Raw genomic sequence first — 25,690 nt, 5'->3', positions numbered from 1 at the left:
GTGACGCTGAATGACGGACGAACCGTACCGGCGTCACGGGTGGTGATCGCCACTGGCGTGAAACCGAACGCGTCGCTGGCACAGGCCAGCGGCATCCCGTGCCGGCGCGGTATTGTGGTGGATCGTCAGCTGCGCACCACTATGAGCGGCATCAGCGCCCTCGGCGAATGTTGCGAAATCGACGGTCAGACCTGGGGACTGGTGGCCCCCTGTCTGCAACAGGCCGACGTGCTGGCGGCCCGTCTGTGCGACCAGCCCGGCGACGATTTTCACTGGCACGACAGCGGCACGCGTTTAAAAGTCACCGGCATCGATCTGTTCAGCGCCGGTCAGGTAAACGCCGACGCCGGGGATCAAACCTGGCACAGCTTCGATCCGCTGTCCGGGCATTACCGCCGTCTGCTGATCCGCGACGGCAGGCTCGCGGGCGTGCTGCTGATGGGCGACTGTCGGAGCGCGTCCACCCTTACCGAACTGCTCGCCACCCCGCAACCCGCCAGTGCTGACTGGCTCTTTGACCGTTTCGCAACCCGGCCACAGGCTGAAGGACATAAGACAATGACAAAACCAACGCTGGTAGTGGCAGGACACGGCATGGTCGGCCACCATTTTTTAGAACAGTGCGTCAGCCGCGATCTGCATCTGGCGTATCAGATCGTGGTGCTGTGTGAGGAGCGTTACGCCGCTTACGATCGTGTGCATCTGTCAGAATACTTTTCCGGGCGCAGCGCGGGATCCCTGTCGCTGGTGGAGGACGATTTCTTCGCCCGCTACGGCATCGAATTGCGTTTGTGCTGCCGGGTGGCGGAAATCGACCGCGATCTGCGCGTGGTGCGCGATACCGCCGGGCATGAAACCCATTTCGACAAGCTGGTGCTGGCCACCGGCTCGTATCCTTTTGTACCGCCGGTGCCGGGTCGCGATCTGCCGGGCTGCTTTGTCTATCGCACCCTTGACGATCTGGACCGTATCCGTGAAAGCGCCGCCACCGCCACTCGCGGCGTGGTGATCGGCGGTGGTCTGCTGGGGCTGGAGGCGGCGAACGCTTTAAAACAGCTCGGCCTGGAAACCCATGTCGTGGAGTTCGCCCCCAGCCTGATGGCGGTGCAGCTGGACGCGCCGGGCGCGGAGATGCTGCGCAGGAAAATCACTGCGCTGGGCGTCGGCGTGCACACCAGTAAATCCACCACCGCCATTGTCGAAACCGACAGCGGCATGGCGTTACAGTTCGCCGACGGCGGGACGCTGGACACCGATATGGTGGTGTTCTCCGCAGGCATCCGTCCGCAGGATGCGCTGGCGCGGGGCTGCGATCTCACCATCGGCGAGCGCGGCGGCATTTGCATCGACGATGCCTGCCGCACCAGCGATGACGACATTTTCGCCATCGGCGAATGCGCCCTGTGGGAGGGCAAAATTTACGGTCTGGTTGCTCCGGGCTATCAGATGGCGCGGGTGGCCGCCGCTCAGCTGGCAGGGGAAAACGCGATCTTCAGCGGCGCGGACATGAGCACCAAACTCAAGCTGCTGGGGGTGGACGTGGCTTCTTTTGGCGATGCGCAGGGGCGCACGCCGGAGTGCCTCAGCTACCAGTGGACCGACGGCCCGCACCAGACCTACAAAAAGATCGTCATCAGCCAGGACAGCAAAAAATTGCTCGGCGGCGTGCTGGTGGGCGATGCCAGCGACTACGCCACGCTGTTACAGATGATGCTTAACGATCTGCCGCTGCCCGCGCAGCCGGAAAGCCTGATTTTACCGCAGCTGGCAGGCAGCCCGGCGAAAGGCCTTGGCGTGGCAGCGCTGCCGGAGAGCGCGCAGATCTGCTCCTGCCATAACGTCAGCAAGGCAGACATCTGCCAGGCGGTCAGCGCCGGGGCGTCTGATATGGGGGCAATCAAAAGCTGCACCAAAGCGGCGACCGGCTGCGGCGGCTGTAGCGCGCTGGTGAAGCAGGTGATGGAATTTCAGCTCGCCGCCCAGGGCGTGGAGGTGAAAAAAGACATCTGCGAACACTTTGCTTATTCCCGGCAGGAGATTTACCACCTGGTACGCGTCAACCATATCCACACCTTTGATCAGCTGATTTCCCGCTACGGTCAGGGGCAGGGCTGCGAGATCTGCAAACCGCTGGTCGGCTCGGTGCTGGCGTCCTGCTGGAACGATTATCTGCGCAAACCTGCCCATCTGCCGTTGCAGGACACTAACGACCGCTTCTTTGCCAACATCCAGAAAGACGGCACCTATTCCGTGGTGCCGCGCATGCCCGCCGGGGAGGTCACTGCCGACGGGCTGATTGCCGTCGGGCAGATCGCCAAAAAATACCAGCTGTACAGCAAAGTCACCGGCGGGCAGCGTATCGATCTGTTTGGCGCGCAGCTCGATCAACTGCCTGACATCTGGCGGGAACTGGCGGACGCCGGATTTGAAACCGGGCACGCCTACGGCAAATCCCTGCGTACGGTGAAATCCTGCGTCGGCTCCACCTGGTGCCGTTACGGCGTGCAGGATTCCACCGGGCTGGCGGTGACGCTGGAGCATCGCTACAAAGGCCTGCGCGCGCCGCACAAAATCAAAATGGCGGTGTCGGGCTGTACCCGGGAATGCGCCGAAGCGCAGAGTAAAGACATCGGGGTTATCGCCACCGAAAACGGCTGGAACCTGTACGTGTGCGGTAACGGCGGCATGAAGCCGCGCCACGCGGATCTCTTTGCCAGCGATATGGATGAGGCGGCGTTGATCCGCACCGTCGATCGTCTGCTGATGTTCTATATCCGCACCGCCGACCGTTTACAGCGCACCAGCGTCTGGATGGATAACCTGGAGGGCGGCATCGACTATCTGCGCGAGGTGATCCTGGAGGATTCGCTGGGGCTGGGGGCAGAGCTGGAGCAGGAGATGGCGCGTATCGTCGAAACCTACCAGTGCGAGTGGCAGACCACGCTTAACGATCCGCAGCAGCTGGCGCAGTTTAAAACCTCCATTAATGGCGATGCTCAGGCCCTCGGCAAACCCTGGCAGGCGATTTGCGGCGTCGAGGAGATCCCGGAGCAGGCAGGGATCGGCGCGCGTATCGGCGAGCGGCAGATCGCGCTGTTCCGCTGCGGGCACTCGGTGTATGCGCTGGACGATCTGGAGCCGGGCAGCGAGGCGAACGTCCTGTCACGCGGTCTGATCGGTGACGCGGCGGGCGAGCCGATTGTCATTTCGCCGCTCTACAAACAGCGCATTCGTCTGCGGGACGGGCGTGCGCCGGACAACGGCGAGCCGCTGGTTCGCGCCTGGCCGGTAAAAATTGAAAACGGCAAAGTGTGGGTGGGCAATCAGGCCCTGCTGCTGCGCGCGGAGGCATCATGACGGAAACCCGGACAACCTGCCCGTACTGCGGCGTCGGCTGCGGCGTCATTGCCCGCGTGGATCAGGGCGAGGTCAGCGTGCGCGGCGATGAAAACCATCCGGCAAATGTCGGGCGGCTGTGTGTTAAAGGCGCGGCGCTGGGGGAAACCACCGGCCTTGCCGGACGCCTGCTGCATCCGCAGGTGGATGGCGAGCGCTGCGACTGGGAGCAGGCGCTGGCCACAACAGGCGAACGCCTGCGCAGCATTATTGATGAATTCGGCCCGCAGGCGGTGGCGTTTTACGCCTCCGGCCAGCTGCTGACCGAGGATTATTACGCCGCCAACAAACTGATGAAGGGCTTTATCGGCGCGGCAAATATCGACACCAATTCGCGGCTGTGCATGTCCTCGGCGGTGACCGGCTATAAGCGGGCGTTCGGCGCGGATGTGGTGCCGTGCAGCTATCTGGATGTGGAGCAGAGCGATCTGGTGGTGCTGGTGGGATCCAACGCCGCCTGGGCGCACCCGGTGCTTTATCAGCGGCTGGCGCAGGCGAAACGTGAACGGCCACAGATGAAAATTGTGGTCATCGATCCGCGCCGCACCGCCACCTGCGACATCGCCGACCTGCACCTGGCGCTGGCGCCCGGCAGCGATGGCGGGCTGTTCGTCGGCCTGCTGCACGCCATTATGCAGCGCGGCGGCGAGGCAGGGGCGTTTGATGAGGGGGAACAGGCAGCTGCCGTGGCAGCTGACTGGCCGCCGGAACGGGTGGCGCAGTTTTGCGAGCTGCCGCTTATGGAGGTCAATACCTTTTTTGACTGGTTTATCTCCGCGCCGCGCGCCATCACGCTTTACACCATGGGGATTAACCAGTCCGCCAGCGGCAGCGACAAATGCAACGCCATCATTAACGTGCATCTGGCGAGCGGTAAAATACACCGCCCGGGCTGCGGGCCGTTTTCGCTGACCGGTCAGCCGAATGCCATGGGCGGGCGCGAGGTGGGCGGGCTGGCGACGCAACTGGCGGCGCACATGAATTTTGAACCTGAGGATCTGGCCCGCGTGGCGCGCTTCTGGGGTACGGAGCGGCTGGCGCAGACGCCGGGGCTGATGGCGGTAGAGCTGTTTGAGGCCATCGGACGTGGCGAGGTGAAAGCGGTATGGATCATGGGTACTAATCCGGCGGTATCGCTGCCGGACAGTCTCGCGGTCTGCCAGGCGCTGGCGACATGCCCGCTGGTCATCGTCTCGGAGGTGGCGGCGGATACCGACACCAGCCGCTTTGCGCATATCCGGTTTCCGGCGCAGGCGTGGGGTGAAAAAAACGGCACCGTGACCAACTCCGAGCGGCGCATTTCGCGTCAGCGGGCGTTTTTGCCGTCGCCCGGCGAGGCGCGCCCCGACTGGTGGATCGTCGCGCAAATTGCCCGGGAACTGGGCTACGGCGAGGCTTTTGCCTGGCAGCACGCCCATGAGGTGTTCAGCGAGCACGCCGCGCTCTCCGGCTATGAAAACAACGGCAGGCGGGCGTTTGATATCAGTCGGCTGGCTAACCTCACCCGTGAACAATGGGATGAGATGACGCCAGTGCAGTGGCCGGTGGGAAAACCCCTCGATCTGACCCGTGGCTGGCGCGACAGCGGGCGGTTGCGTATGTTGCCGGTGTTGCCGGAACGCACCCGCGCCCGGCCTGACGCGCGCTATCCTTTCATCCTTAACAGCGGTCGCATTCGCGATCAGTGGCACACCATGACCCGCACCGGCACGGTAGCGCGGCTGATGCAGCACATCGCCGAACCGCGAGTGGAGATCGCGCCCTCAGACGCGGCACTGCATGGCGTTCAAAGCGGCGATCTGCTGCGTATCAGCTCCCCGCGCGGCCTGATGGTGGCGCGGGCTTTCGTCAGCGAGGCGCAGCGTCCTAGATCCTTATTTGTCCCCATGCACTGGAACGCGGTGTTCGCCCGCCAGGGCAAGGTCAATACGCTGGTCGCGCCGGTATGCTGTCCGCAGTCGGGGCAACCGGAAAGCAAACAGACCGCCGTGCGTATCAGTGTCTGGCAACCCGCCTGGCAGGGGGAGCTGTTCAGTCGTGACAACGTCACTCTACCGCCGTCGGTGCACTGGCTGCGTAAGGCCGCGTCGGTGACGCACTATACGCTGGCAGGCGATAAACCGGCGCTGCCGTGGCTGATGGCATTTTGCGAGGCGCAGGGCTGGCAATTACAACAGGCGCAGGCCGGAACCGCGTGGCATCTGCTTGCCTGGCACAACGGGGAGTTAATGCTTGCCTTCTGGAGCGATCGTCATCTGCCGGAAACAGACAGCGCGCGGGTGGAAGCGGCCTTTGCCCGTTCCCCCGCGACCGCGTTTGAACGACATGCGCTGTTAAGCGGTCAGGCGGCGGACGAGCAGAGAGCGCCGGGCCGCACAGTGTGCAGTTGCTACGGCGTGGGGGAAAATACCATTCAGGAGGCGATCCGCAACGGCTGCCATTCCGTCGCCGCGCTCGGCAGGACGTTGCGCTGCGGCACCAATTGCGGATCCTGTATTCCTGAACTTAACGCTCTGCTGGCGAGGGCGTTACTGCCCGAAGCGGCCGATTAACCCGGCGGCGCCCAGCGCTTTACCTTTCAGTTTTTCCAGCAGCTCCTCACGGGTTAACCCGGCAGGCAGATCGGGCGCCTGTTCAGTGGCGATCAGCGTAAAGGTATAGTGGTGCGCGCCTGTGCCCGGCGGCGGGCAGGGCCCATGCCATTTATCGGTGCCGGGGGTATTTTTTCCGCCGGTAAAGTTTTTGCCGTCCCGCAGGTCGTTGGCGGCAAGGCCGGTGGCGGACGGCGAAATGTTATAGGCCACCAGATGGGTGACGCCTAAACCCTTCGCGCCTTCCGGATCGTGGACGATTAGCGCAAAGCTTTTGGTATTGGCCGGCGGGTTACTCCAGATCAGCGCCGGTGATTCGTTATCGCCGGTGCAGTTAGGATTATTGTCAGCCTTACCGGCGAAGCGTTTTTCCAGTAAGGCGTTATCCCCAAAGGCGGGGGATTGCAGCATAAAGAGTTCGCTGGCGCTGGCGGCGGCACCATAAAACATCAACGAACTCCATAAAGCCCATTTCAGCGTTTTATTCATGACCAGATCTCGTGCATAAGCGGTTCTATAACTGTAGTCCTGACGAAGCGGGAGCGATTAAGGATTTTCCTGGAATTTGTCAGATAGCTGAAACCACGGGTAAAAAACGTTAGCATTGGCTTTTATAACCGCTCAACTACCCGGCAGGTGAGACGTCGCTGAAGATATTGATGCGTAAAGCGTTAAGACCATTTCATGCTTTCCTGTTATTTCTGCTGCTGACAGGCGGCAGCCACGCGGCTACGCCCGGCTGGAACCAGCAGGCGCAAAATCCCTTTGATAATGATGCAGACGGCCTGCCCGATCTGGGCATGGCGCCGCCTACCAACAACGGCGAAAAGCATCTGGCGGAGATGGCGAAAGCCTTCGGTGAAGCCAGCCAGAGCGACAGTACGCTGAGCGCCGGACAGCAGGCGCGGCAGTTTGCGCTGGATAAGGTGCGCGATGCGGTGAGTGGCGAAGTGAACGAGCAGGTGGAGTCGTTACTGTCACCCTGGGGCAACGCCAGCGTCAACGTGCAGGTCAATGATGAAGGGCGCTTTACCGGCAGTTCCGGCAGTTGGTTTATTCCCTGGCAGGACAATAACCGCTATTTAAGCTGGAGCCAGCTGGGGTTGACCCAGCAGGAAGATGGACTGGTCAGCAACGCGGGCATCGGCCAGCGCTGGATGGCAGGCAACTGGCTGCTGGGCTACAACACCTTTTACGACAACCAGATTGACACCCATCTGCAACGCGCGGGCGTTGGTGCGGAAGCATGGGGGGAATACCTGCGGCTGTCGGCCAACTACTATGAGCCGCTGTCCGGCTGGCATGATGACGGCGCGACCCTGCAACAGCGCATGGCGCGCGGCTACGATATTACCGCTCAGGCGCGGATGCCCTTTTATCAGCATCTCAATACCAGCCTCAGCCTGGAACAGTATTTTGGCGACAGCGTCGATCTCTTTGACTCCGGCACCGGTTATCACAACCCGATGTCGGTAAAAGTGGGGCTGAACTATACCCCGGTGCCGCTGGTCACGCTCACCGCGCAGCATAAGCAGGGGGAGAGCGGCGACAGCCAGAACGATCTGGGGCTTAAGCTGAATTATCGTTTCGGCGTACCGCTGAAAAAGCAGCTTTCCGCCAGCGAAGTGGCGCAAACCAGCTCGCTGCGCGGCAGTCGCTATGACAGCCCGACGCGCAACAATCTGCCGGTGGTGGAACAGCGCCAGCGTAAAACCCTGTCAGTGTTCCTCGCCACGCCGCCCTGGGATCTCTCCCCCGGCGAAACGGTGGAGCTGAAAGTGCAGGTGCGCAGCGTTCATGGCATTCGTAACGTCGTCTGGGAAGGCGATACTCAGGCGCTGAGCCTGACGCCGCCGGTCAATGCTCATCAGCCTGAAGGCTGGAGCATCATTATGCCTGCCTGGGATGCCCGTGAAGGCGCGAGCAATCGCTGGACGTTGTCGCTGACGGTGGAAGATGAGAAGGGGCAGCGCGTTTCATCCAATGAAATCACGCTGGTGCTGACGCAACCGCTGACCAGTGAACCTGTCAGCGATCCGCGCTGGGAGCTGCTGCCCGCGCCCTGATCAGAAAATCCGGTCCTGATGTACCCACACGGCGGCTTCGACACGGGATTTCAGCTTCATTTTCTTCAGCATATGCTTCACGTGAACTTTGACGGTGCTTTCGGTGATGTCCAGACGGCGGGCGATCATTTTGTTCGGCAAACCCTGGGCGATGAGTTTGAGAATATCTCGCTCGCGGGGCGTTAACTGACTGACGTCACGGTCAGAAGTGGCGCGGTTGGCGCGCAGGCTGGCGGCCAGCACCGGCGTCAGCGCTTCGCTGAGCACCATTTCTCCTGCGGCAGCCTGTTGCAGCGCCTTCAGCAGATCCTCCGGCTCCATATCTTTTAACAGATAACCGTCCGCGCCGCGTTTCAGCGCCGTCACTACGTCTTCTTCATGATTCGACACGCTGAATACCACGATGCGCCCGGAGAGGGTTTTCTCCCGCAGCTTGTCGAGGGTTTCCAGGCCGTTCATGCCCGGCATATTTAGATCCAGTAAAATCAGGTCCGGATCTAACGCCTCGGCCAGTTCAATGCCCTGTTCGCCGTTACTGGCTTCGCCAGCCACCGTGATGTCGTTTGCCATGCTGATGAGCTGCTTAACGCCGGTGCGCAGCATCGGATGATCGTCAATCAGCAGGATAGTGGCGGGTTCCGGATTAGTCATCGTTATCTCCTGGTCGTGATGAGAGAAGCTTTTCAGGTATGAAGGTGATTATCACTTCGGTTCCACCGGCCTCCCGGCGGCGGATCACACAGTCGCCGCGCAAACTCTGGGCGCGGTCACGCATGATAATCAGGCCATAATGGTTGGTGCGCTCGGCATGTTCCGGGATGCCGCACCCGTTGTCTGTCACGCACAGCGTTACCCGCTGCGCCTGTTGGGTCACCGACACGGTTACTTCAGTGGCCCCGGCGTGTTTAAGGGCGTTGCTCAGGGCTTCACGGGCAATTTGCAGCAGATGGATCGCCTGATGCGAGGGCACAAAGCGGGGCGGCAACTGGTAATCCAGCGTGACCGGGAAGCCAAAATGGGCGCTATATTCCTGACAGCTGGCCTGCAGCGCCGGGCGCAGGCCGGGCTCAGTGAGCTGTAAGCGGAAGGTGGTAAGCAACTCCCGCAGCTGCGCCCAGGAGGTATTGAGTTCATTGCGGATCTGACCCAGCAGCTGGCGGCTGTTTTCCGGCAGCGTATCCCCCTGCATTTGCAGACAGCTGACCTGTATCTTCATACAGGAGAGCGACTGGGCGATGGAGTCATGCAGTTCCCGCGCAATGGTGGCGCGCTCCTCCATCACCATCATCTGCTGCTGGCGTTCCTGATGACGCTCCAGCGCCAGCGTAGCGGTGAGTTGTTCCACCAGCGTATCCACCAGTTGTTGCTGATCGTGGCTGAGATGACGGCCCGGCGGCAGCTGAGCCAGCAGCAGGCCATATTGCATATGGGCATCCGCCAGCCGCCACTTGAGGGTTATACCCCCTGCGGGGGACGCTTCCTGGCTGCGTGGGCAGAGATTGCAGCCGATATTGTCGCAGCTGGCGTCCGACTGGCAGGTAAATTCCTGATGATTAGCCTCATCTTCAATATCGTAAATACGCAGTTCGATATCATGCAGCAGCGTCAGACTTTGCAGGCCGTTCAGCACCGGCGAAATACGCTCGCACATGGGCACCTGAGAGTGCAGGCGGCGGTTGGCCTGCCACAGGAAGGAGAGGATCTGATTTTTTTGCTCAAGCCCGGCGGTTTTTTCCTGCACCCGCTGCTCCAGCACGGCGTAGCTTTCCGCCAGCTCCGCGGACATATTATTCAGCGCCATGCCCAGTGTCGCCATTTCATTGCGTCCGCTGATATTCGCCCGGCGGGTGAAATCCCGGTGGCTGACCGCCCGCGCCATGCGCACCAGCTGTTGCCACGGACGCAGCAGGCGGGCGCGCAGCCAGACAATAGTGAATACCAGCAGGCAACCCATCACCGCCGCCATAGCCCACTGCATCACCACCACGCGCTCAATACGCTGTTCGGTACTGTGATCAAAAGCGGTCACCAGCATATCAATGCGATTAACAAAGGTGGCGATTTCCGCGGAAACCTCCTGCGGTTCGCGGGCGCGTTTTAAGCCCGGCTCGACATCGCTGCGCCAGAAATTTTGCAGGGCGATCAGCTGTGATTGTTGGTCGTCACGCACAGCGGCCTGCGCCAGCTCCGGGCTGAAGGCGGTCTTCGACATTTCATCCAGCAGCGGCTGATCGTCAGCAGTCAACGGGATGGCCGCCAGCAGGCGGTAGCTCTGCATTCGCAGTGAACCGGCTTTATTGATGGCATGGGCGCTGCCCTGGACACCCTGCGCCAGCGAGCCGGAAATCGCCATGCCCGTCACGCCGATAAGGGTGGACAGCAGCATGATCAGCGCCAGTTGATTAACCAGCGTGAGGGGAGAAAACAGGCGTTTTAACATCGTCAGGGCAGCTCCAGACCTGGGACAGGTGCGAGTGAGGCGGTATTGTCGGACATACCCCGGAGTATACCCATACCTAAAAAGAGTTACCTCTTTATTGCCCATGCCGGATGACAAAGATCCATGCATGCGGCGAATACCTACAGCGCCGTGAAAAACCACACTATTTTTGACGCTTTTAAGTGCCCATTAAGGAGTAGGGTTAATTTTTGTGCCGCTGACCGTCAACTTTTCCTTTGATTTATATCAACTTAAGCGCCGCTGTAAACCCTAAGGTGGCAGGCGTTGAATTGATTATCAGAGGTGTCTATGAGTCACTCTTCCGTTCCTGAAAGGGCTACCGGATCCGTCATTACTGAATGGCGTCCGGAAGATCCTGCTTTCTGGCAACAAAAAGGCCATCGTGTGGCGAGCCGCAATTTGTGGATCTCCGTGCCTTGCCTGTTGCTGGCGTTTTGCGTGTGGATGTTGTTTAGTGCGGTCGCGGTAAACCTGAATAAAGTGGGTTTTAACTTTACGACCGATCAGCTGTTTATGTTAACCGCGCTGCCGTCCGTATCCGGGGCGTTGCTGCGTGTGCCTTACGCCTTTATGGTGCCGATCTTTGGTGGCCGCCGCTGGACGGCGTTCAGCACCGGGATCATGATCATTCCCTGCGTATGGTTAGGTTTTGTGGTGCAGGATCCGACCACGCCGTTCAGTACTTTCATCATCATTGCGCTGCTGTGCGGTTTTGCCGGGGCAAACTTTGCTTCCAGCATGGCGAACATCAGCTTCTTCTATCCGAAAGAGAAGCAGGGCGGCGCGCTGGGCATTAACGGCGGCATGGGCAACCTCGGCGTGAGCGTGATGCAGCTGGTGGCACCGCTGGCGATCTCCATGTCCATTTTCGCGGCCTTTGGCGGCACAGGCGTTGAACAGGCCGACGGTTCGCGTCTGTATCTGGAAAACGCCGCATGGATTTGGGTGCCGTTCCTGGTGGTCTTCACCCTCGCGGCCTGGTTCGGCATGAACGAGCTGGCGACCTCAAAGGCTTCGCTCCGTGCGCAGCTACCGGTATTAAAACGCGCCCATCTGTGGATCCTCGGCTTCCTGTATCTGGCAACGTTCGGCTCCTTTATCGGTTTCTCTGCCGGATTTGCGATGCTGGCGAAAACCCAGTTCCCGGATGTTAATGTGCTGCATTATGCCTTCTTTGGCCCGCTGATTGGCGCCATTGCCCGTTCCTGCGGCGGGGCGCTGTCGGATCGTCTGGGCGGGACCCGCGTCACGCTGGTGAACTTCATCGTTATGGCTATTTTCAGCGCGCTGCTGTTCCTGACGCTGCCGACGGCGACCAGCGCCGGTCATTTCGAAGCCTTCTTCGGCGTGTTTATGGTGCTGTTCCTGACGGCCGGGCTGGGGAGTGGTTCCAGCTTCCAGATGATTTCGGTGATTTTCCGCAAGATGACCGTTGAGCGTGTGAAAGCGCAGGGCGGCGATGATGCGCAGGCGCTGCGCGAAGCGGCAACCGACACCGCGGCCGCGTTGGGCTTTATCTCAGCGATAGGCGCGATCGGCGGCTTCTTTATCCCGAAAGCCTTTGGCACCTCGCTGGCGCTGACCGGTTCCCCTGCCGATGCCATGAAAGTGTTCCTCGTGTTCTATGTCGCCTGTGTAATTATCACCTGGGCGGTGTATGGCCGTAATTCTAATAAAAAGTAAGTACTGTTGATTATCCTTGCGCGGCCTCGCCGCGCTTTTTTTACCCCTCATATAGTTACAACATACTTTAGTTTTTCACCCGTTGCACCGTGGCAAAACGTTGCGCGGCGTCACAGGGCGAAATCATCTACCCCCTAATACCCCGCATGGCTGAATATCGGCAGTAAAATTACGGGTTAATTAAAAAATACGTTATATTTCAAAGTGTTATGAAAATCCAGATTATCCCCCTTTGGTGGTATGGCGTTTAACGACCGCCATGACTAAGCCGGTGTGCCTTGATCGCCATCAATTCCCGTCATCATTCAGCGCGTTACCTTCGCCGCAACTTGCAGCAATGTCGATTTACCAGAGAGCCGCACAGGCTCCTTACAGGAGAAACCCGATGAGTAAATTCCTGGACCGGTTTCGCTACTTCAAACAGAAGGGCGAAACCTTTGCCGATGGGCATGGCCAGATTCATGAATCAAACCGGGACTGGGAGGACGGATACCGTAACCGCTGGTCGCACGACAAAGTGGTGCGCTCCACGCACGGTGTAAACTGTACCGGTTCTTGCAGCTGGAAGATTTTTGTTAAAAACGGCCTGGTCACCTGGGAAACCCAGCAGACCGATTACCCGCGTACCCGTCCGGATATGCCGAATCATGAACCGCGCGGCTGCCCGCGTGGTGCGAGCTACTCCTGGTATCTCTACAGCGCAAACCGCCTGAAATACCCGCTGATGCGTAAACGTCTGATGAAGATGTGGCGTGAAGCGAAAGCCCGTCACAGCGATCCGGTGAATGCCTGGGCATCCATTATCGAAGACGCGGAGAAAGCCAAAAGTTTTAAACAGGCGCGTGGTCGCGGCGGCTTTGTGCGCTCCTCCTGGCAGGAAGTGAACGAGCTGATCGCCGCCTCTAACGTCTATACCGTGAAAACCTACGGCCCGGACCGTGTCGCGGGCTTCTCGCCGATCCCGGCGATGTCGATGGTGTCTTATGCCTCTGGCGCGCGTTACCTGTCGCTGATTGGCGGCACCTGTCTGAGCTTCTACGACTGGTACTGCGACCTGCCGCCTGCATCGCCGCAGACCTGGGGCGAGCAGACGGACGTGCCGGAATCCGCCGACTGGTATAACTCCAGCTATATCATTGCCTGGGGCTCTAACGTCCCGCAAACCCGTACTCCGGACGCCCACTTCTTTACGGAAGTTCGCTACAAAGGCACCAAAACCGTCGCCATTACCCCGGACTACGCGGAAATCGCCAAGCTGTGCGACCTGTGGCTGGCCCCGAAACAGGGCACCGACGCCGCGATGGCGCTGGCGATGGGCCACGTGATGCTGCGTGAGTTCCACCTCGATAACCCAAGCCAGTACTTCACAGATTACGTGCGCCGTTACACCGACATGCCGATGCTGGTGATGCTGGAAGAGCGTGAAGGTTACTACGCCGCAGGCCGTATGCTGCGCGCCGCCGATCTGGTGGATGCGCTCGGTCAGGAAAATAACCCGGAATGGAAAACCGTTGCTGTTAATGATAACGACGAACTGATCGCGCCGAACGGCTCCATCGGTTACCGCTGGGGCGAGAAAGGCAAGTGGAACCTCGAACAGCGCGACGGCACAACCGGTGACGAGGCGCATCTGCGTCTGAGCCTGCTCGGCAATCACGATGACATCGCTGACGTTGGCTTCCCGTACTTTGGCGGCGACGGCACCGAGCACTTCAACAGCGTGGCGCTGGATAACGTGCTGACCCATAAACTGCCGGTCAAACGTCTGCAACTGGCCGACGGCAGCACCGCGCTGGTGACCACCGTTTACGATCTGACGCTGGCGAACTATGGCCTCGATCGCGGTCTGAATGATGCCAACTGCGCCACCAGTTACGATGAGGTCAAAGCTTATACCCCGGCATGGGCCGAGCAAATCACCGGCGTGCCGCGCGCGCAGATCATCCGTACCGCCCGCGAGTTTGCCGATAACGCCGATAAAACCCATGGCCGTTCCATGATCATCGTCGGCGCCGGTCTGAACCACTGGTATCACCTCGATATGAACTATCGCGGCCTGATCAACATGCTGATCTTCTGCGGCTGTATCGGTCAGAGCGGCGGCGGCTGGGCACACTATGTCGGCCAGGAAAAACTACGTCCGCAGACCGGCTGGCAGCCGCTGGCGTTTGCCCTTGACTGGCAGCGTCCGGCGCGTCATATGAACAGCACCTCGTACTTCTATAACCACTCCAGCCAGTGGCGCTATGAGTCGCTGACCGCGCAGGAGCTGCTTTCACCGCTGGCGGATAAATCCCGCTACAGCGGCAACCTGATCGACTTTAACGTTCGCGCCGAGCGTATGGGCTGGCTGCCATCTGCGCCGCAGTTAGGCACTAACCCGCTGCGCATCGCTGCCGAAGCGGAAAAAGCCGGGATGAACCCGGTGGATTACACCGTGAAGGCGTTGAAAGAAGGCACCATTCGTTTCGCGGCAGAGCAGCCGGAAAACGGCAAAAACCATCCGCGCAACCTGTTTGTCTGGCGCTCCAACCTGCTGGGCTCTTCCGGTAAAGGCCATGAATACATGCTGAAGTACCTGCTGGGTACCGAGCACGGTATTCAGGGGCTGGATCTCGGCCAGCAGGGCAGCGTGAAGCCGGAAGAAGTGGAGTGGGTGGATAACGGTCTCGACGGCAAACTGGATCTGGTGGTGACGCTCGACTTCCGTCTGTCCAGCACCTGCCTCTATTCCGACATCGTGCTGCCGACCGCTACATGGTACGAAAAAGACGACATGAATACTTCGGATATGCATCCCTTTATTCATCCGCTGTCTGCGGCCGTCGATCCGGCGTGGGAGTCAAAAAGCGACTGGGAAATCTATAAAGGCATCGCGAAGTCCTTCTCTGAAGTGTGCGTCGGCCATCTCGGTAAAGAGACAGATATTGTGACGCTGCCAATCCAGCACGACTCTGCCGCCGAACTGGCGCAACCGCTGGATGTGAAGGACTGGAAAAAAGGCGAATGTGATCTCATCCCGGGTAAAACCGCGCCGCACATTATTCCGGTTGAACGCGATTACCCGGCCACCTGGGAGCGCTTCACCTCTATCGGCCCGTTGATGGAGAAAATCGGCAACGGCGGCAAAGGCATCGCCTGGAACACCCAGAGCGAAATGGATCTGCTGCGTAAGCTCAATTACACCAAAGCGGACGGCCCGGCCAAAGGCCAGCCGATGCTGAACACCGCGATTGATGCGGCAGAAATGATCCTTACCCTGGCGCCGGAAACCAACGGTCAGGTGGCGGTGAAAGCCTGGGCAGCGCTCAGTGAATTTACCGGTCGTGACCATACGCATCTGGCGACCAATAAAGCGGAAGAGAAAATTCGCTTCCGCGATATTCAGGCTCAGCCGCGCAAAATCATCTCCAGCCCGACATGGTCTGGCCTGGAAGACGAGCACGTCTCCTATAACGCGGGTTACACCAACGTTCATGAGCTGATCCCCTGGCGTACGCTGTCCGGCCGTCAGCAGCTGTATCAGGATCATCAGTGGATGCGTGACTTCGGCGAAAGCCTGCTGGTGTACCGTCCGCCGATCGACACCCGCTCGGTAAAAGCGGTGATGGGCAAGAAATCCAACGGTAATCCGGAGAAAGCGCTGAACTTCCTGACGCCGCACCAGAAATGGGGCATTCACTCCACTTACAGCGACAACCTGCTGATGCTGACCCTGTCACGCGGCGGCCCGATTGTCTGGATGAGTGAGAGCGACGCCAAAGATCTGGGCATTGAGGATAACGACTGGATCGAAGTCTTCAACAGCAATGGCGCGCTGACGGCGCGTGCGGTGGTGAGCCAGCGTGTCCCGTCCGGCATGACCATGATGTATCACGCGCAGGAACGTATTGTGAACCTGCCGGGATCGGAAATCACCGGTCAGCGCGGCGGCATTCATAACTCCGTCACCCGTATCAGCCCGAAACCGACCCATATGATCGGCGGCTATGCACAGCTGGCCTACGGCTTTAACTATTACGGCACGGTCGGCTCTAACCGCGATGAATTCGTAGTGGTACGTAAGATGAAAAATATTAACTGGCTGGATGGCGAAGGCAACGACCAGGTACAGGAGAGCGTAAAATGAAAATTCGTTCACAAGTCGGCATGGTGCTGAATCTTGATAAATGCATCGGCTGCCATACCTGTTCAGTCACCTGTAAAAACGTCTGGACCAGCCGTGAAGGCATGGAGTACGCGTGGTTTAACAACGTGGAATCCAAACCCGGCATCGGCTATCCCAATGACTGGGAAAACCAGGAAAAATGGAAGGGTGGCTGGATCCGTAAAATCAACGGCAAAATCCAGCCGCGCATGGGTAACCGTGCGACGCTGCTGGGTAAAATCTTCGCGAACCCGCATCTGCCGGGCATCGACGATTACTATGAGCCCTTTGATTACGATTATCAGCACCTGCATACCGCGCCGGAAAGCAAACATCAGCCGATCGCCCGCCCGCGCTCGCTGATTTCCGGCCAGCGTATGAACAAAATCGAGCACGGTCCGAACTGGGAAGAGATCCTCGGCGGCGAGTTTGAAAAACGTGCCAAAGATCAGAACTTCGAGAACATGCAGAAGGCAATGTACGGCCAGTTCGAAAACACCTTCATGATGTACCTGCCGCGTCTGTGTGAGCACTGCCTGAACCCGGCGTGCGTGGCAACCTGTCCGAGCGGAGCGATCTATAAGCGTGAAGAAGATGGCATTGTGCTGATCGACCAGGATAAATGCCGCGGCTGGCGCATGTGCATCACCGGCTGCCCGTACAAAAAGATCTACTTCAACTGGAAGAGCGGTAAATCCGAGAAGTGCATTTTCTGCTACCCGCGTATTGAAGCCGGTATGCCGACGGTGTGTTCCGAAACCTGCGTTGGCCGCATTCGCTATCTGGGCGTGCTGCTGTATGACGCGGACGCTATTGAAAATGCGGCGAGCACTGAGAATGAAAAAGATCTCTATCAGCGTCAGCTGGACGTATTCCTCGATCCGAACGATCCGGCGGTGATCGCCCAGGCGCTGAAAGACGGCGTGCCGCAGAGCGTAATCGACGCGGCGCAAAACTCGCCTGTGTACAAAATGGCGATGGACTGGAAGCTGGCGCTGCCGCTGCATCCGGAATATCGCACGCTGCCGATGGTATGGTACGTGCCGCCTCTGTCACCGATCCAGTCCGCTGCCGATGCGGGCGAGCTGAGCAGCAACGGTATTCTGCCGGACGTCGACAGCCTGCGTATCCCGGTGCAATACCTGGCGAACCTGCTGACCGCTGGCGATACCCAGCCGGTACTGCTGGCGCTGAAACGCATGCTGGCAATGCGTCATTTCAAACGTGCTGAAACCGTGGACGGCGTGCTCGATACCCGCGCACTGGAAGAGGTGGGGCTGACCGAAGCCCAGGCGCAGGAGATGTACCGTTATCTGGCGATTGCTAACTACGAAGATCGTTTCGTGGTGCCGTCCAGCCACCGTGAGCTGGCGCGTGATGCCTTCCCGGAAAAAAGCGGCTGTGGATTTACCTTTGGCGATGGCTGCCACGGATCTGACAGCTCCTTTAACCTGTTTAACAGCCGTCGCATCGACGCGGTCGATGTGACCAGCAAAACGGAGCCGCACCCATGATCGAACTGGTGATGATTTCCCGCCTGCTTGAATATCCGGATGCTGCCCTGTGGCAGCATCAGCAGGAATTATTTGAAGGTTTCGCCTCCTCCGAAAATCTGGAGAAAAGCGACGCTCAGGCGCTGACGGTCTTTCTGCGCGATTTGACGCAGCAGGACATGCTGGATGTCCAGTCCCGCTACAGCGAACTTTTCGATCGTGGCCGCGCGACCTCGCTGTTGCTGTTCGAGCATGTGCACGGTGAATCCCGCGACCGGGGCCAGGCGATGGTGGATCTGATGGCGCAGTATGAGCGCCACGGTCTGCAGCTCGACAGCCGCGAACTGCCGGATCATCTGCCGCTGTATCTGGAATATCTGGCGCAGCTGCCAAAAGACGAGGCGCTGGGTGGCTTGCAGGACATCGCCCCGATCCTCGCGCTGTTAAGTGCGCGTCTGCAACAGCGCGAAAGCCCGTACGCGACGCTGTTCGGCGTGCTGCTGAATCTGGCGAACACCACCATTGACAGCGACAAAGTGGCCGAGAAAATCGCCGGTGAAGCCCGCGATGACACCCCGCAGGCGCTCGACGCCGTCTGGGAAGAAGAGCAGGTGAAATTCTTTGCTGAACAGAGCTGTGGCGAGTCAGAGATCAGCGCCCATCAGCGTCGTTTTGCGGGGGCTGTCGCTCCGCAGTATCTGAATATTTCTAACGGGGGGCAGCAATAATGCATTTCCTGAATATGTTCTTCTTTGATATCTACCCGTATATCGCGGGGACCGTCTTCCTGGTCGGTAGCTGGCTGCGTTATGACTATGGTCAGTACACCTGGCGGGCAGGCTCCAGCCAGATGCTGGATCGCAAGGGCATGAATCTTGCGTCTAACCTGTTCCATATCGGTATTCTCGGCATTTTTGCCGGGCATTTACTGGGGATGCTGACGCCGCACTGGATGTACGAATCTTTCCTGCCGATTGACGTTAAGCAGAAGATGGCAATGATCGCCGGCGGCGCCTGTGGCGTGCTGACGCTGGTGGGCGGCCTGCTACTGCTGAAACGCCGTCTGTTCAGCCCGCGCGTACGGGCGACCACCACCGGGGCGGATATTCTGATCCTTTCCCTGCTGATGGTGCAGTGCGCGCTGGGCCTGCTGACCATTCCGTTCTCGGCGCAGCATATGGACGGCAGTGAAATGATGAAACTGGTGGGCTGGGCGCAATCCGTGGTGACCTTCCACGGCGGCGCGTCAGCGCATCTGGACGGCGTGGCCTTTATTTTCCGTGTGCATCTGGTACTGGGCATGACGCTGTTCGTCCTGTTCCCGTTCTCGCGCCTGGTACACATCTGGAGCGCACCGGTAGAGTATTTAACCCGTAAATATCAGGTTGTGCGCGCGCGTCGCTAAGCACGCATTCAGCGCCGTTATAACCCCGCTCAGGCGGGGTTTTTTATTTGCGTTGCGCCGGATGGCGGCTACGCCTTATCCGGCCTACAGGGAAATCTTTGGAGGATATTCGTAGGCCCGGTAAGCGCAGCGCCACCGGGCAAAAAGCATATTGTCGATGTTTGATTTAATTATGAGGGGATGAAACAGAGATGGTGGTGGGGGAAGGATTCGAACCTTCGAAGTCGATGACGGCAGATTTRCAGTCWGCTCCCTTTGRYCGCTCGGGAACCCCACCAGGGGTAATTCAAATTTTGAGAAGAGATGGTGGTGGGGGAAGGATTCGAACCTTCGAAGTCGATGACGGCAGATTTACAGTCTGCTCCCTTTGGCCGCTCGGGAACCCCACCACGGGGTAATACTGGTACTGGCCTGCCTCCGCTGGGGAAGCGGGGCGCATCATATCAAATGACGCGCCGCTGTAAAGCATTCCTTTCGTGAAAATGAATCGTTTGCCTGCTTTTTATGCGTCATGCAGCAATGCTAAGCAATTCATTTCATTACCGCTTACAGAATGATGGTCCGGTTGCCGTAAACAAACACGCGCTGCGCCAGCACCTGATACAGGGCACGGCTCAGCACATTCTTCTCTACGTCACGACCGGCGCGCATCATATCCTCTGCGGTATAGTTGTGATCGACGTGGATCACGTCCTGCATGATGATCGGGCCTTCGTCGAGATTATCATTCACGTAGTGGGCCGTTGCGCCGATAATCTTCACGCCGCGCTCGTAGGCCTGATGATACGGGCGCGCGCCGATAAAGGCGGGCAGGAACGAGTGATGAATATTAATGATCTTATTCGGGAAGCGGGAGACAAAAGTCGGCGTCAGTACGCGCATATATTTCGCCAGCACCACGTAATCCGGCTGATGGGCTTCAATGGCGGCCGCCATTAATTCATCGTGCGCTTCACGGGTATGACCTTCATGGCTGACCAGTTCGAAAGGAATATCAAAGCGTTCCACCAGCGAGCGTAAGGTATCGTGGTTACCGATCACCGCGGCAATTTCCACGTCCAGTCCGCCATAATTCGCTTTCATTAACAGATCGCCCAGGCAATGCGCTTCTTTAGTCACCAGGATCACCACGCGGCGGCGGCCTGCCGGCGTCAGTTCACGGATCGATCCTTCCGGCAGCGCGCTGTCGAGATCGGCCAGCAGCGTGGCATCATTAAAAATGCCTTCCAGTTCGGTACGCATAAAAAAGCGTCCGGTGCGATGGTCAACGAACTCGTTATTCTGCACGATGTTCAGTTCGTGCTTGTAACAAATGTTGGTGATGCGCGCGATAAGACCTTTCTGGTCGGGACAAATAGTGCGCAGTACTTTACGTTGTAATGAATGCATTGCCGCGAAAATCCTGTTGAGTTTGCATGAGGGTGAAGCTGGGTTTATTGCCCGCAACACTTTTTGAATTTTTTTCCTGACCCGCAAGGGCAGGGATCGTTACGGCCAAACAGTGGGCGCGTGCCGTCGATATAATACCACTGACCATTTTCCTTCAGGAAACGTGAGCGTTCAATGATAGCGCCGGGTTTACCCTGCTCGCTAAAACGCGCCACAAAGCTCACATAGCCTTCATCCGGGGTTGCACCAGCTTCGTGCGCGTAAACCGTCAGGCCATGCCATTCCGTTTGCGCAAAGCCGTTTTCGATGTCCTGACGAAAAGCGGCAGCATGACACGACGGATGCCAGGTTTTGATCAGATAATCCGCATCTTTTAATACAAATGCGCTATAGCGGGAGCGCATAAGATGTGACGGATCCGGCGCAAGCTGTTCACCAGACACATAACGTGCGCAACATGCGCTATACTCCTGAGCGCTACCGCAGGGACAAGGTTGAGACAAAATCGTAATCCTGGAATAATAATGGCGCAACGGCGCATGGATGCATCTATGTTAACCGAGCGATAGCCTCGATGCTATGGCTGGAAGCCGGGGATGTAAAAAACGTCACGAGCAAAGGTGAGGCTGGACTGGCGACGGGTTCGCCAGTGGTTTAATCAACGATTTAGGGCGTAAAAGGTTTAGTCGCGAGGCATTAAGGTGTAGTTTGTTGGCCCTGACGGCGTCGCAAAGCTGTGCAATCCTCTTCAGGTCTTCCTGCATCGGTTTACACACAACGGCATTCCCGACAACGTATCCGACGTTTTGCTAACCCTATGAGGTTCACTTGTCTCCGCCAGTTGTCTCACGCGGACAAGGAGAGCTTTTGTGTAACGCATCCGGAGCTAAACGGGAACCGCACGGTAAGCTACATCTTTCCGGCGCGGTTTAGCGAAAAATATATTCGATGACTTCAGGAAATTCTGACAGGCGCGAGTTGCAATAGCATGCCACTATTGAACTACTGCAAAGCAGGGGAGAGAACATGACGCAGCCTTTGACTGGAAAACATATTTTGATTGTTGAGGACGAACCCGTTTTCCGTTCACTGTTGGATTCATGGCTCACTTCTTTAGGCGCAACTACTTCACTGGCGATGGATGGCCTCGATGCGCTTGAGACCATGAAGACGGTGAGACCAGATTTAATGATTTGCGATCTTGCCATGCCACGAATGAACGGTCTGAAACTCGTGGAACATTTGCGCAATGAGCGCGACCAGATGCCCATACTGGTTATATCAGCGACAGAAAATATGTCCGACATTGCCCGTGCCTTACGTCTGGGCGTACAGGATGTATTACTGAAACCGGTAAAAGATCTGAACCGTTTACGTGAAACGGTTTATGCCTGCCTCTATCCCAATATGTTTAATTCCCGGGTAGAGGAAGAAGAACGCCTTTTTCAGGACTGGGATGCGCTGGTAAGCGATCCGCAGGCCGCCGCCAAATTGTTGCAGGAGTTACAGCCTCCGGTTCAGCAACATATCTCAAATTGCCGTATTAATTATCGCCAGCTGGTATCTGCCGATCAGCCGGGTCTGGTGCTCGATATTGCAGCACTCTCCGAAAAAGACCTCGCATTTTATTGCCTGGATGTCACCCGCGCCGGCGATAACGGTGTGTTAGCCGCATTATTGCTGCGGGCATTGTTTAACGGCTTATTACAGGAACAGCTCTCTCATCAGCGTCAGCGTTTGCCTGAACTGGGAAGTTTGTTAAAGCAGGTTAATCAATTACTGCGCCAGGCAAATTTACCAGGGCAGTTTCCGCTACTGGTTGGCTATTACCACCATGAGCTTAAAAATCTCATTCTGGTGTCGGCCGGTCTTAATGCCACGCTTAATACCGGTGAGCATCAAATTCAGATTAGCAACGGCGTTCCGCTGGGTACGCTGGGAAATACCTATTTAAACCAGGTCAGCCATCGCAGCGAAGCATGGCAGTGTCAGGTTTGGGGCGCAGGCGGTCGGTTACGTTTAATGTTGACTGCCGAATGAGCAAACGCAACGGCAGGGTGATTTAGCTTTACCTGCCGTTCTCTCCGGGTGTTACTATCTGCGCAGTATTATAAGTAATTGTCTTAATTAAGCCTCAATGCGTTCATTTCGGACCCGGCTCACAGCTCCGGGCTGATATACTCTAACGCGTGATTCATTATGTACATGTTCCCAATGTGAACATTCCAGGAGATTTTCAATGGCTGCCCTTAATTCAAAAGTAACGAAAGCAGTTATCCCGGTTGCGGGATTAGGAACCAGGATGTTGCCAGCCACCAAGGCGATCCCGAAAGAGATGTTGCCGCTGGTTGACAAGCCATTAATTCAGTATGTCGTAAATGAATGTATCGCTGCGGGTATTACCGAAATTGTACTGGTAACCCACTCCTCTAAAAACTCTATCGAAAACCACTTCGATACCAGTTTTGAACTTGAAGCCATGCTGGAAAAACGCGTTAAGCGCCAGTTGCTGGATGAAGTTCAGTCTATTTGCCCGCCGCACGTGACTATTATGCAGGTCCGTCAGGGTCTGGCGAAAGGTCTTGGACACGCCGTACTTTGCGCGCATCCGGTTGTCGGCAATGAGCCGGTTGCAGTGATCCTGCCCGACGTGATTCTGGATGAATTTGAATCCGATCTCTCGCAGGATAACCTGGCGGAGATGATCCAGCGTTTCGATGAAACAGGCTGCAGCCAGATCATGGTTGAGCCGGTAGAAGACGTGACCGCTTACGGTGTGGTTGACTGCAAAGGCGCGGAGCTGAAACCGGGCGAGAGCGTGCCGATGGTAGGCGTGGTAGAGAAGCCTAAAGCGGACGTAGCGCCTTCCAATCTGGCTGTAGTAGGACGTTATGTTCTGAGCGCAGAAATCTGGCCACTGCTGGCGAAAACGCCTCCGGGAGCCGGTGATGAAATTCAGCTAACCGACGGCATTGATATGCTGATCGAGAAGGAAACCGTTGAAGCCTACCACATGAAAGGCAAAAGTCATGACTGCGGTAATAAGCTGGGATATATGCAGGCTTTCGTGGAATACGGTATTCGTCACAAAGCACATGGCGAAGAATTTAAAACCTGGCTGGAAGAGTCCATGGGTTTTAAGAAGTAAAGCGCTAATACCCGGGCTTTAACTGAGCCGGAGATAACGCCGCCACCTGCGGAGTGTCTCCGGCTTTTTTATTGCTGATTGTTTCCGCCCCTATATTCATTGTTTGCGCAACCCGCCAGCGCCGTTATTTAGCAGCGGCCATTAAGAAAACAGGGGTATGGGATGCCTGGTTTTTCACCAGTAAACAGAACGGGGTAATGTGATAACAGGTAACGGGCAGGGGTAATTTGTAGGCAAAAAAAATCCCGCCAGCGGCGGGATTTCAGCAAGGAGCAGGAGATTAACCTTTGATAAGGAAATCTTCCAGTTTTTTGCCTTGCTCATCCATAGCTTTCTTAATAACAGCCGGAGTACGACCCTGGCCGGTCCAGGTTTTTTCTTCGCCGTTCTCATCGATGTAGCTATATTTAGCCGGACGTGCAGCACGCTTAGCTTTAGTACCTACTTTAGCGGCAGCCATGCTGTTCAGCAGTTCGTTCGGATCAATACCGTCAGCAATCAGCATTTCACGGTATTGTTGCAGCTTACGCGTACGTTCTTCGATTTCTGCAGCCTGAGCGTTTTCTTCTTCACGACGCTCATTAACAACAACTTCTAATTTTTCCAGCATTTCTTCCAGTGTCTCAAGAGTGCATTCTCTTGCCTGTGCACGAAGAGTACGGATGTTGTTCAGAATTTTAAGTGCTTCGCTCATTGTAGTAATCTCAAACTTATAATGGGGTGGTTTGTTGAGCTAATAATAGAGCGTTAATTTGCGTTGTGCAATAGCTGACAATGTAAGGAATTCAAAATCAGCCGTTATTTATCCTCTTTATTAATTGCGCTATCTTAAATTTTTTACGAGACGCCTCGCAAAAATAGCTTATCCACACGAAGTATCATGCCGCCTCGCCGCGTGCGGGCAGGGTGAATTTACGATTAATCCGCAAGGTGTTAAAGCCGCTGTGGATAAATATCAACCTTTTCTATTAGTCGCTTCGCCACCACGTAAGCGCAAATCATTAATAATTTCTGAACCATAACTAAAAGCGAAGGGGTTTAAAAAAAGCATAAAATGTGACTTATTGTGAATAGCGCTGACGTTTCTTTGGCAGTAACAGCGGCCAGAATGCTCAGGTTGTATATCCCGGATAAAGCGCAGGCGCGGCGACACGCTGTTTGTGCGTCGACGCAGTGATGACCAGATAAAATATGGTACTATCCCGCCCTGAAATATTTTTACTTAGATCGGGGTGTGGCGGCCAATGGCACAGCTTTATTTCTACTATTCAGCAATGAATGCGGGTAAATCCACCGCATTGTTACAGTCTTCCTACAATTACCAGGAAAGAGGAATGCGCGCGGTGGTCTACACGGCGGAAATCGATAACCGGTTCGGCTCCGGTAAAGTCAGCTCGCGTATCGGCCTCTCTTCGCCTGCTAAATTGTTTAATCAACAGTCTTCACTGTTTGATGAAATAAGCGCTGAGCACGTGCGTAAGCCCGTACATTGCGTGCTGGTGGATGAAAGCCAGTTCTTAACCCGCCAGCAGGTACATGAGTTATCGGAAGTGGTCGATCAGCTTGATATTCCCGTACTCTGTTACGGACTGCGTACCGATTTCCGCGGAGAGTTGTTTGTCGGTAGCCAGTATTTACTGGCCTGGTCTGACAAACTGGTGGAATTAAAAACAATCTGTTTCTGTGGCCGTAAAGCCAGTATGGTATTACGCCTGGATGAGGCGGGGCGTCCGTATAACGAAGGTGAGCAGGTGGTGATAGGCGGCAACGAACGCTATGTTTCCGTGTGCCGTAAGCACTATAAGGATGCGCTTGCTGAGGGCTCGCTGACGGTGATCCAGAAGCGGGTGCGGGGGTAAGGCCCATTTAGCCCTTAAAACGTCTCTGAGCGCCTCTCAGGGCATAAAAAAA

General features: G+C 57.0%; 17 protein-coding genes and 2 tRNA genes. 11 read left to right on the top strand and 8 right to left on the bottom strand.

Annotation, left to right across the window (positions count from 1 at the left end; all coding sequences use genetic code 11):
• On the top strand, nucleotides 1-3,357 hold a 3,357-nt coding region (gene nirB, locus QRD42_RS15650), incomplete at its 5' end, for a nitrite reductase large subunit NirB (protein WP_321987570.1).
• Nucleotides 3,354-5,948 (top strand): nitrate reductase, encoded by a 2,595-nt coding sequence (locus QRD42_RS15645; protein WP_321987569.1) that lies wholly within the window; start codon nucleotides 3,354-3,356, stop codon nucleotides 5,946-5,948. The genes nirB and QRD42_RS15645, both read left to right, overlap by 4 nt.
• Here QRD42_RS15645 and QRD42_RS15640 read toward each other — a convergent pair.
• Nucleotides 5,925-6,476, bottom strand: coding sequence for a YbhB/YbcL family Raf kinase inhibitor-like protein (locus tag QRD42_RS15640; RefSeq protein WP_072568660.1), 552 nt, complete (start codon nucleotides 6,474-6,476; stop codon nucleotides 5,925-5,927). The genes QRD42_RS15645 and QRD42_RS15640 overlap by 24 nt on opposite strands.
• A gap of 170 nt (nucleotides 6,477-6,646) precedes the next feature.
• Here QRD42_RS15640 and QRD42_RS15635 point away from each other — a divergent pair, with 170 nt between their 5' ends.
• Nucleotides 6,647-8,053, top strand: a complete 1,407-nt coding sequence (locus QRD42_RS15635) for a YchO/YchP family invasin (protein WP_321987568.1) — start codon at nucleotides 6,647-6,649, stop codon at nucleotides 8,051-8,053.
• On the opposite strand, the gene narL is transcribed toward QRD42_RS15635, so the two are convergent.
• Together narL and narX are read right to left on the bottom strand one after the other, a co-directional pair.
• Nucleotides 8,054-8,704: a two-component system response regulator NarL gene (narL, locus tag QRD42_RS15630; protein ID WP_072568658.1), complete on the bottom strand. Its 651-nt coding sequence runs from the start codon at nucleotides 8,702-8,704 to the stop codon at nucleotides 8,054-8,056.
• Nucleotides 8,697-10,493: a nitrate/nitrite two-component system sensor histidine kinase NarX gene (gene narX, locus QRD42_RS15625; protein ID WP_072568657.1), complete on the bottom strand. Its 1,797-nt coding sequence runs from the start codon at nucleotides 10,491-10,493 to the stop codon at nucleotides 8,697-8,699. The genes narL and narX overlap by 8 nt, the downstream gene beginning before the upstream one ends.
• 309 nt (nucleotides 10,494-10,802) lie before the next feature.
• On the opposite strand from narX, the gene QRD42_RS15620 reads away from it, so the two are divergent.
• The 5 genes from QRD42_RS15620 (at nucleotide 10,803) to narI (ending at nucleotide 19,242) form a co-directional block, all read left to right on the top strand.
• The gene (locus QRD42_RS15620) at nucleotides 10,803-12,197 is read left to right on the top strand and encodes a NarK family nitrate/nitrite MFS transporter (protein ID WP_072568656.1); all 1,395 of its coding nucleotides are present in this window, start codon (nucleotides 10,803-10,805) and stop codon (nucleotides 12,195-12,197) included.
• A 385-nt stretch (nucleotides 12,198-12,582) separates the two neighbouring features.
• Nucleotides 12,583-16,326: a nitrate reductase subunit alpha gene (locus QRD42_RS15615; RefSeq protein WP_321987567.1), complete on the top strand. Its 3,744-nt coding sequence runs from the start codon at nucleotides 12,583-12,585 to the stop codon at nucleotides 16,324-16,326.
• Entirely contained in the window at nucleotides 16,323-17,858 is a 1,536-nt protein-coding gene (gene narH, locus QRD42_RS15610; RefSeq protein WP_321987566.1) for a nitrate reductase subunit beta, read from the top strand. Before QRD42_RS15615 ends, narH begins: the two co-directional genes overlap by 4 nt.
• Nucleotides 17,855-18,565: a nitrate reductase molybdenum cofactor assembly chaperone gene (gene narJ / locus QRD42_RS15605; protein WP_321987565.1), complete on the top strand. Its 711-nt coding sequence runs from the start codon at nucleotides 17,855-17,857 to the stop codon at nucleotides 18,563-18,565. The genes narH and narJ overlap by 4 nt, the downstream gene beginning before the upstream one ends.
• Nucleotides 18,565-19,242: a respiratory nitrate reductase subunit gamma gene (gene narI, locus QRD42_RS15600; protein ID WP_072568652.1), complete on the top strand. Its 678-nt coding sequence runs from the start codon at nucleotides 18,565-18,567 to the stop codon at nucleotides 19,240-19,242. Before narJ ends, narI begins: the two co-directional genes overlap by 1 nt.
• A 192-nt stretch (nucleotides 19,243-19,434) precedes the next feature.
• On the opposite strand, the gene QRD42_RS15595 is transcribed toward narI, so the two are convergent.
• The 4 genes from QRD42_RS15595 to QRD42_RS15580 all read right to left on the bottom strand — a co-directional run bounded on the left by QRD42_RS15595 (nucleotide 19,435) and on the right by QRD42_RS15580 (nucleotide 21,134).
• Nucleotides 19,435-19,519 (bottom strand) — tRNA-OTHER (locus QRD42_RS15595).
• Between the two features lie 27 nt (nucleotides 19,520-19,546).
• A tRNA-Tyr gene (locus QRD42_RS15590) sits at nucleotides 19,547-19,631 on the bottom strand.
• Between the two features lie 157 nt (nucleotides 19,632-19,788).
• On the bottom strand, nucleotides 19,789-20,631 hold the full coding sequence (gene purU, locus QRD42_RS15585) for a formyltetrahydrofolate deformylase (RefSeq protein ID WP_072568651.1): 843 nt from the start codon (nucleotides 20,629-20,631) through the stop codon (nucleotides 19,789-19,791).
• A 44-nt stretch (nucleotides 20,632-20,675) separates the two neighbouring features.
• Nucleotides 20,676-21,134 (bottom strand): YchJ family protein, encoded by a 459-nt coding sequence (locus QRD42_RS15580; RefSeq protein ID WP_318375216.1) that lies wholly within the window; start codon nucleotides 21,132-21,134, stop codon nucleotides 20,676-20,678.
• A 523-nt stretch (nucleotides 21,135-21,657) separates the two neighbouring features.
• Between QRD42_RS15580 and rssB the strand changes: the two genes are divergently transcribed.
• The gene (gene rssB, locus QRD42_RS15575) at nucleotides 21,658-22,671 is read left to right on the top strand and encodes a two-component system response regulator RssB (RefSeq protein ID WP_072568649.1); all 1,014 of its coding nucleotides are present in this window, start codon (nucleotides 21,658-21,660) and stop codon (nucleotides 22,669-22,671) included.
• A 199-nt stretch (nucleotides 22,672-22,870) separates the two neighbouring features.
• A complete protein-coding gene (gene galU, locus QRD42_RS15570; RefSeq protein WP_072568648.1) occupies nucleotides 22,871-23,779 on the top strand; it encodes a UTP--glucose-1-phosphate uridylyltransferase GalU in 909 nt (302 codons plus the stop codon).
• A gap of 280 nt (nucleotides 23,780-24,059) precedes the next feature.
• Here galU and hns read toward each other — a convergent pair whose 3' ends face one another.
• Nucleotides 24,060-24,473 carry a histone-like nucleoid-structuring protein H-NS gene (hns, locus tag QRD42_RS15565; RefSeq protein WP_072568647.1) on the bottom strand — a complete coding sequence of 138 codons (414 nt, stop codon included), beginning with the start codon at nucleotides 24,471-24,473 and terminating at the stop codon, nucleotides 24,060-24,062.
• A 550-nt stretch (nucleotides 24,474-25,023) separates the two neighbouring features.
• On the opposite strand from hns, the gene tdk reads away from it, so the two are divergent.
• Complete coding sequence (tdk, locus tag QRD42_RS15560; protein ID WP_318375217.1) at nucleotides 25,024-25,638, top strand: thymidine kinase; 615 nt, start codon at nucleotides 25,024-25,026, stop codon at nucleotides 25,636-25,638.
• Nucleotides 25,639-25,690: the final 52 nt, after the last annotated feature.

The sequence above is a fragment of the Enterobacter sp. PGRG2 genome, assembly GCF_030291195.1.
Taxonomy (GTDB): domain Bacteria; phylum Pseudomonadota; class Gammaproteobacteria; order Enterobacterales; family Enterobacteriaceae; genus Enterobacter_D.
This window is presented reverse-complemented; position numbering and strand designations above follow the sequence as displayed.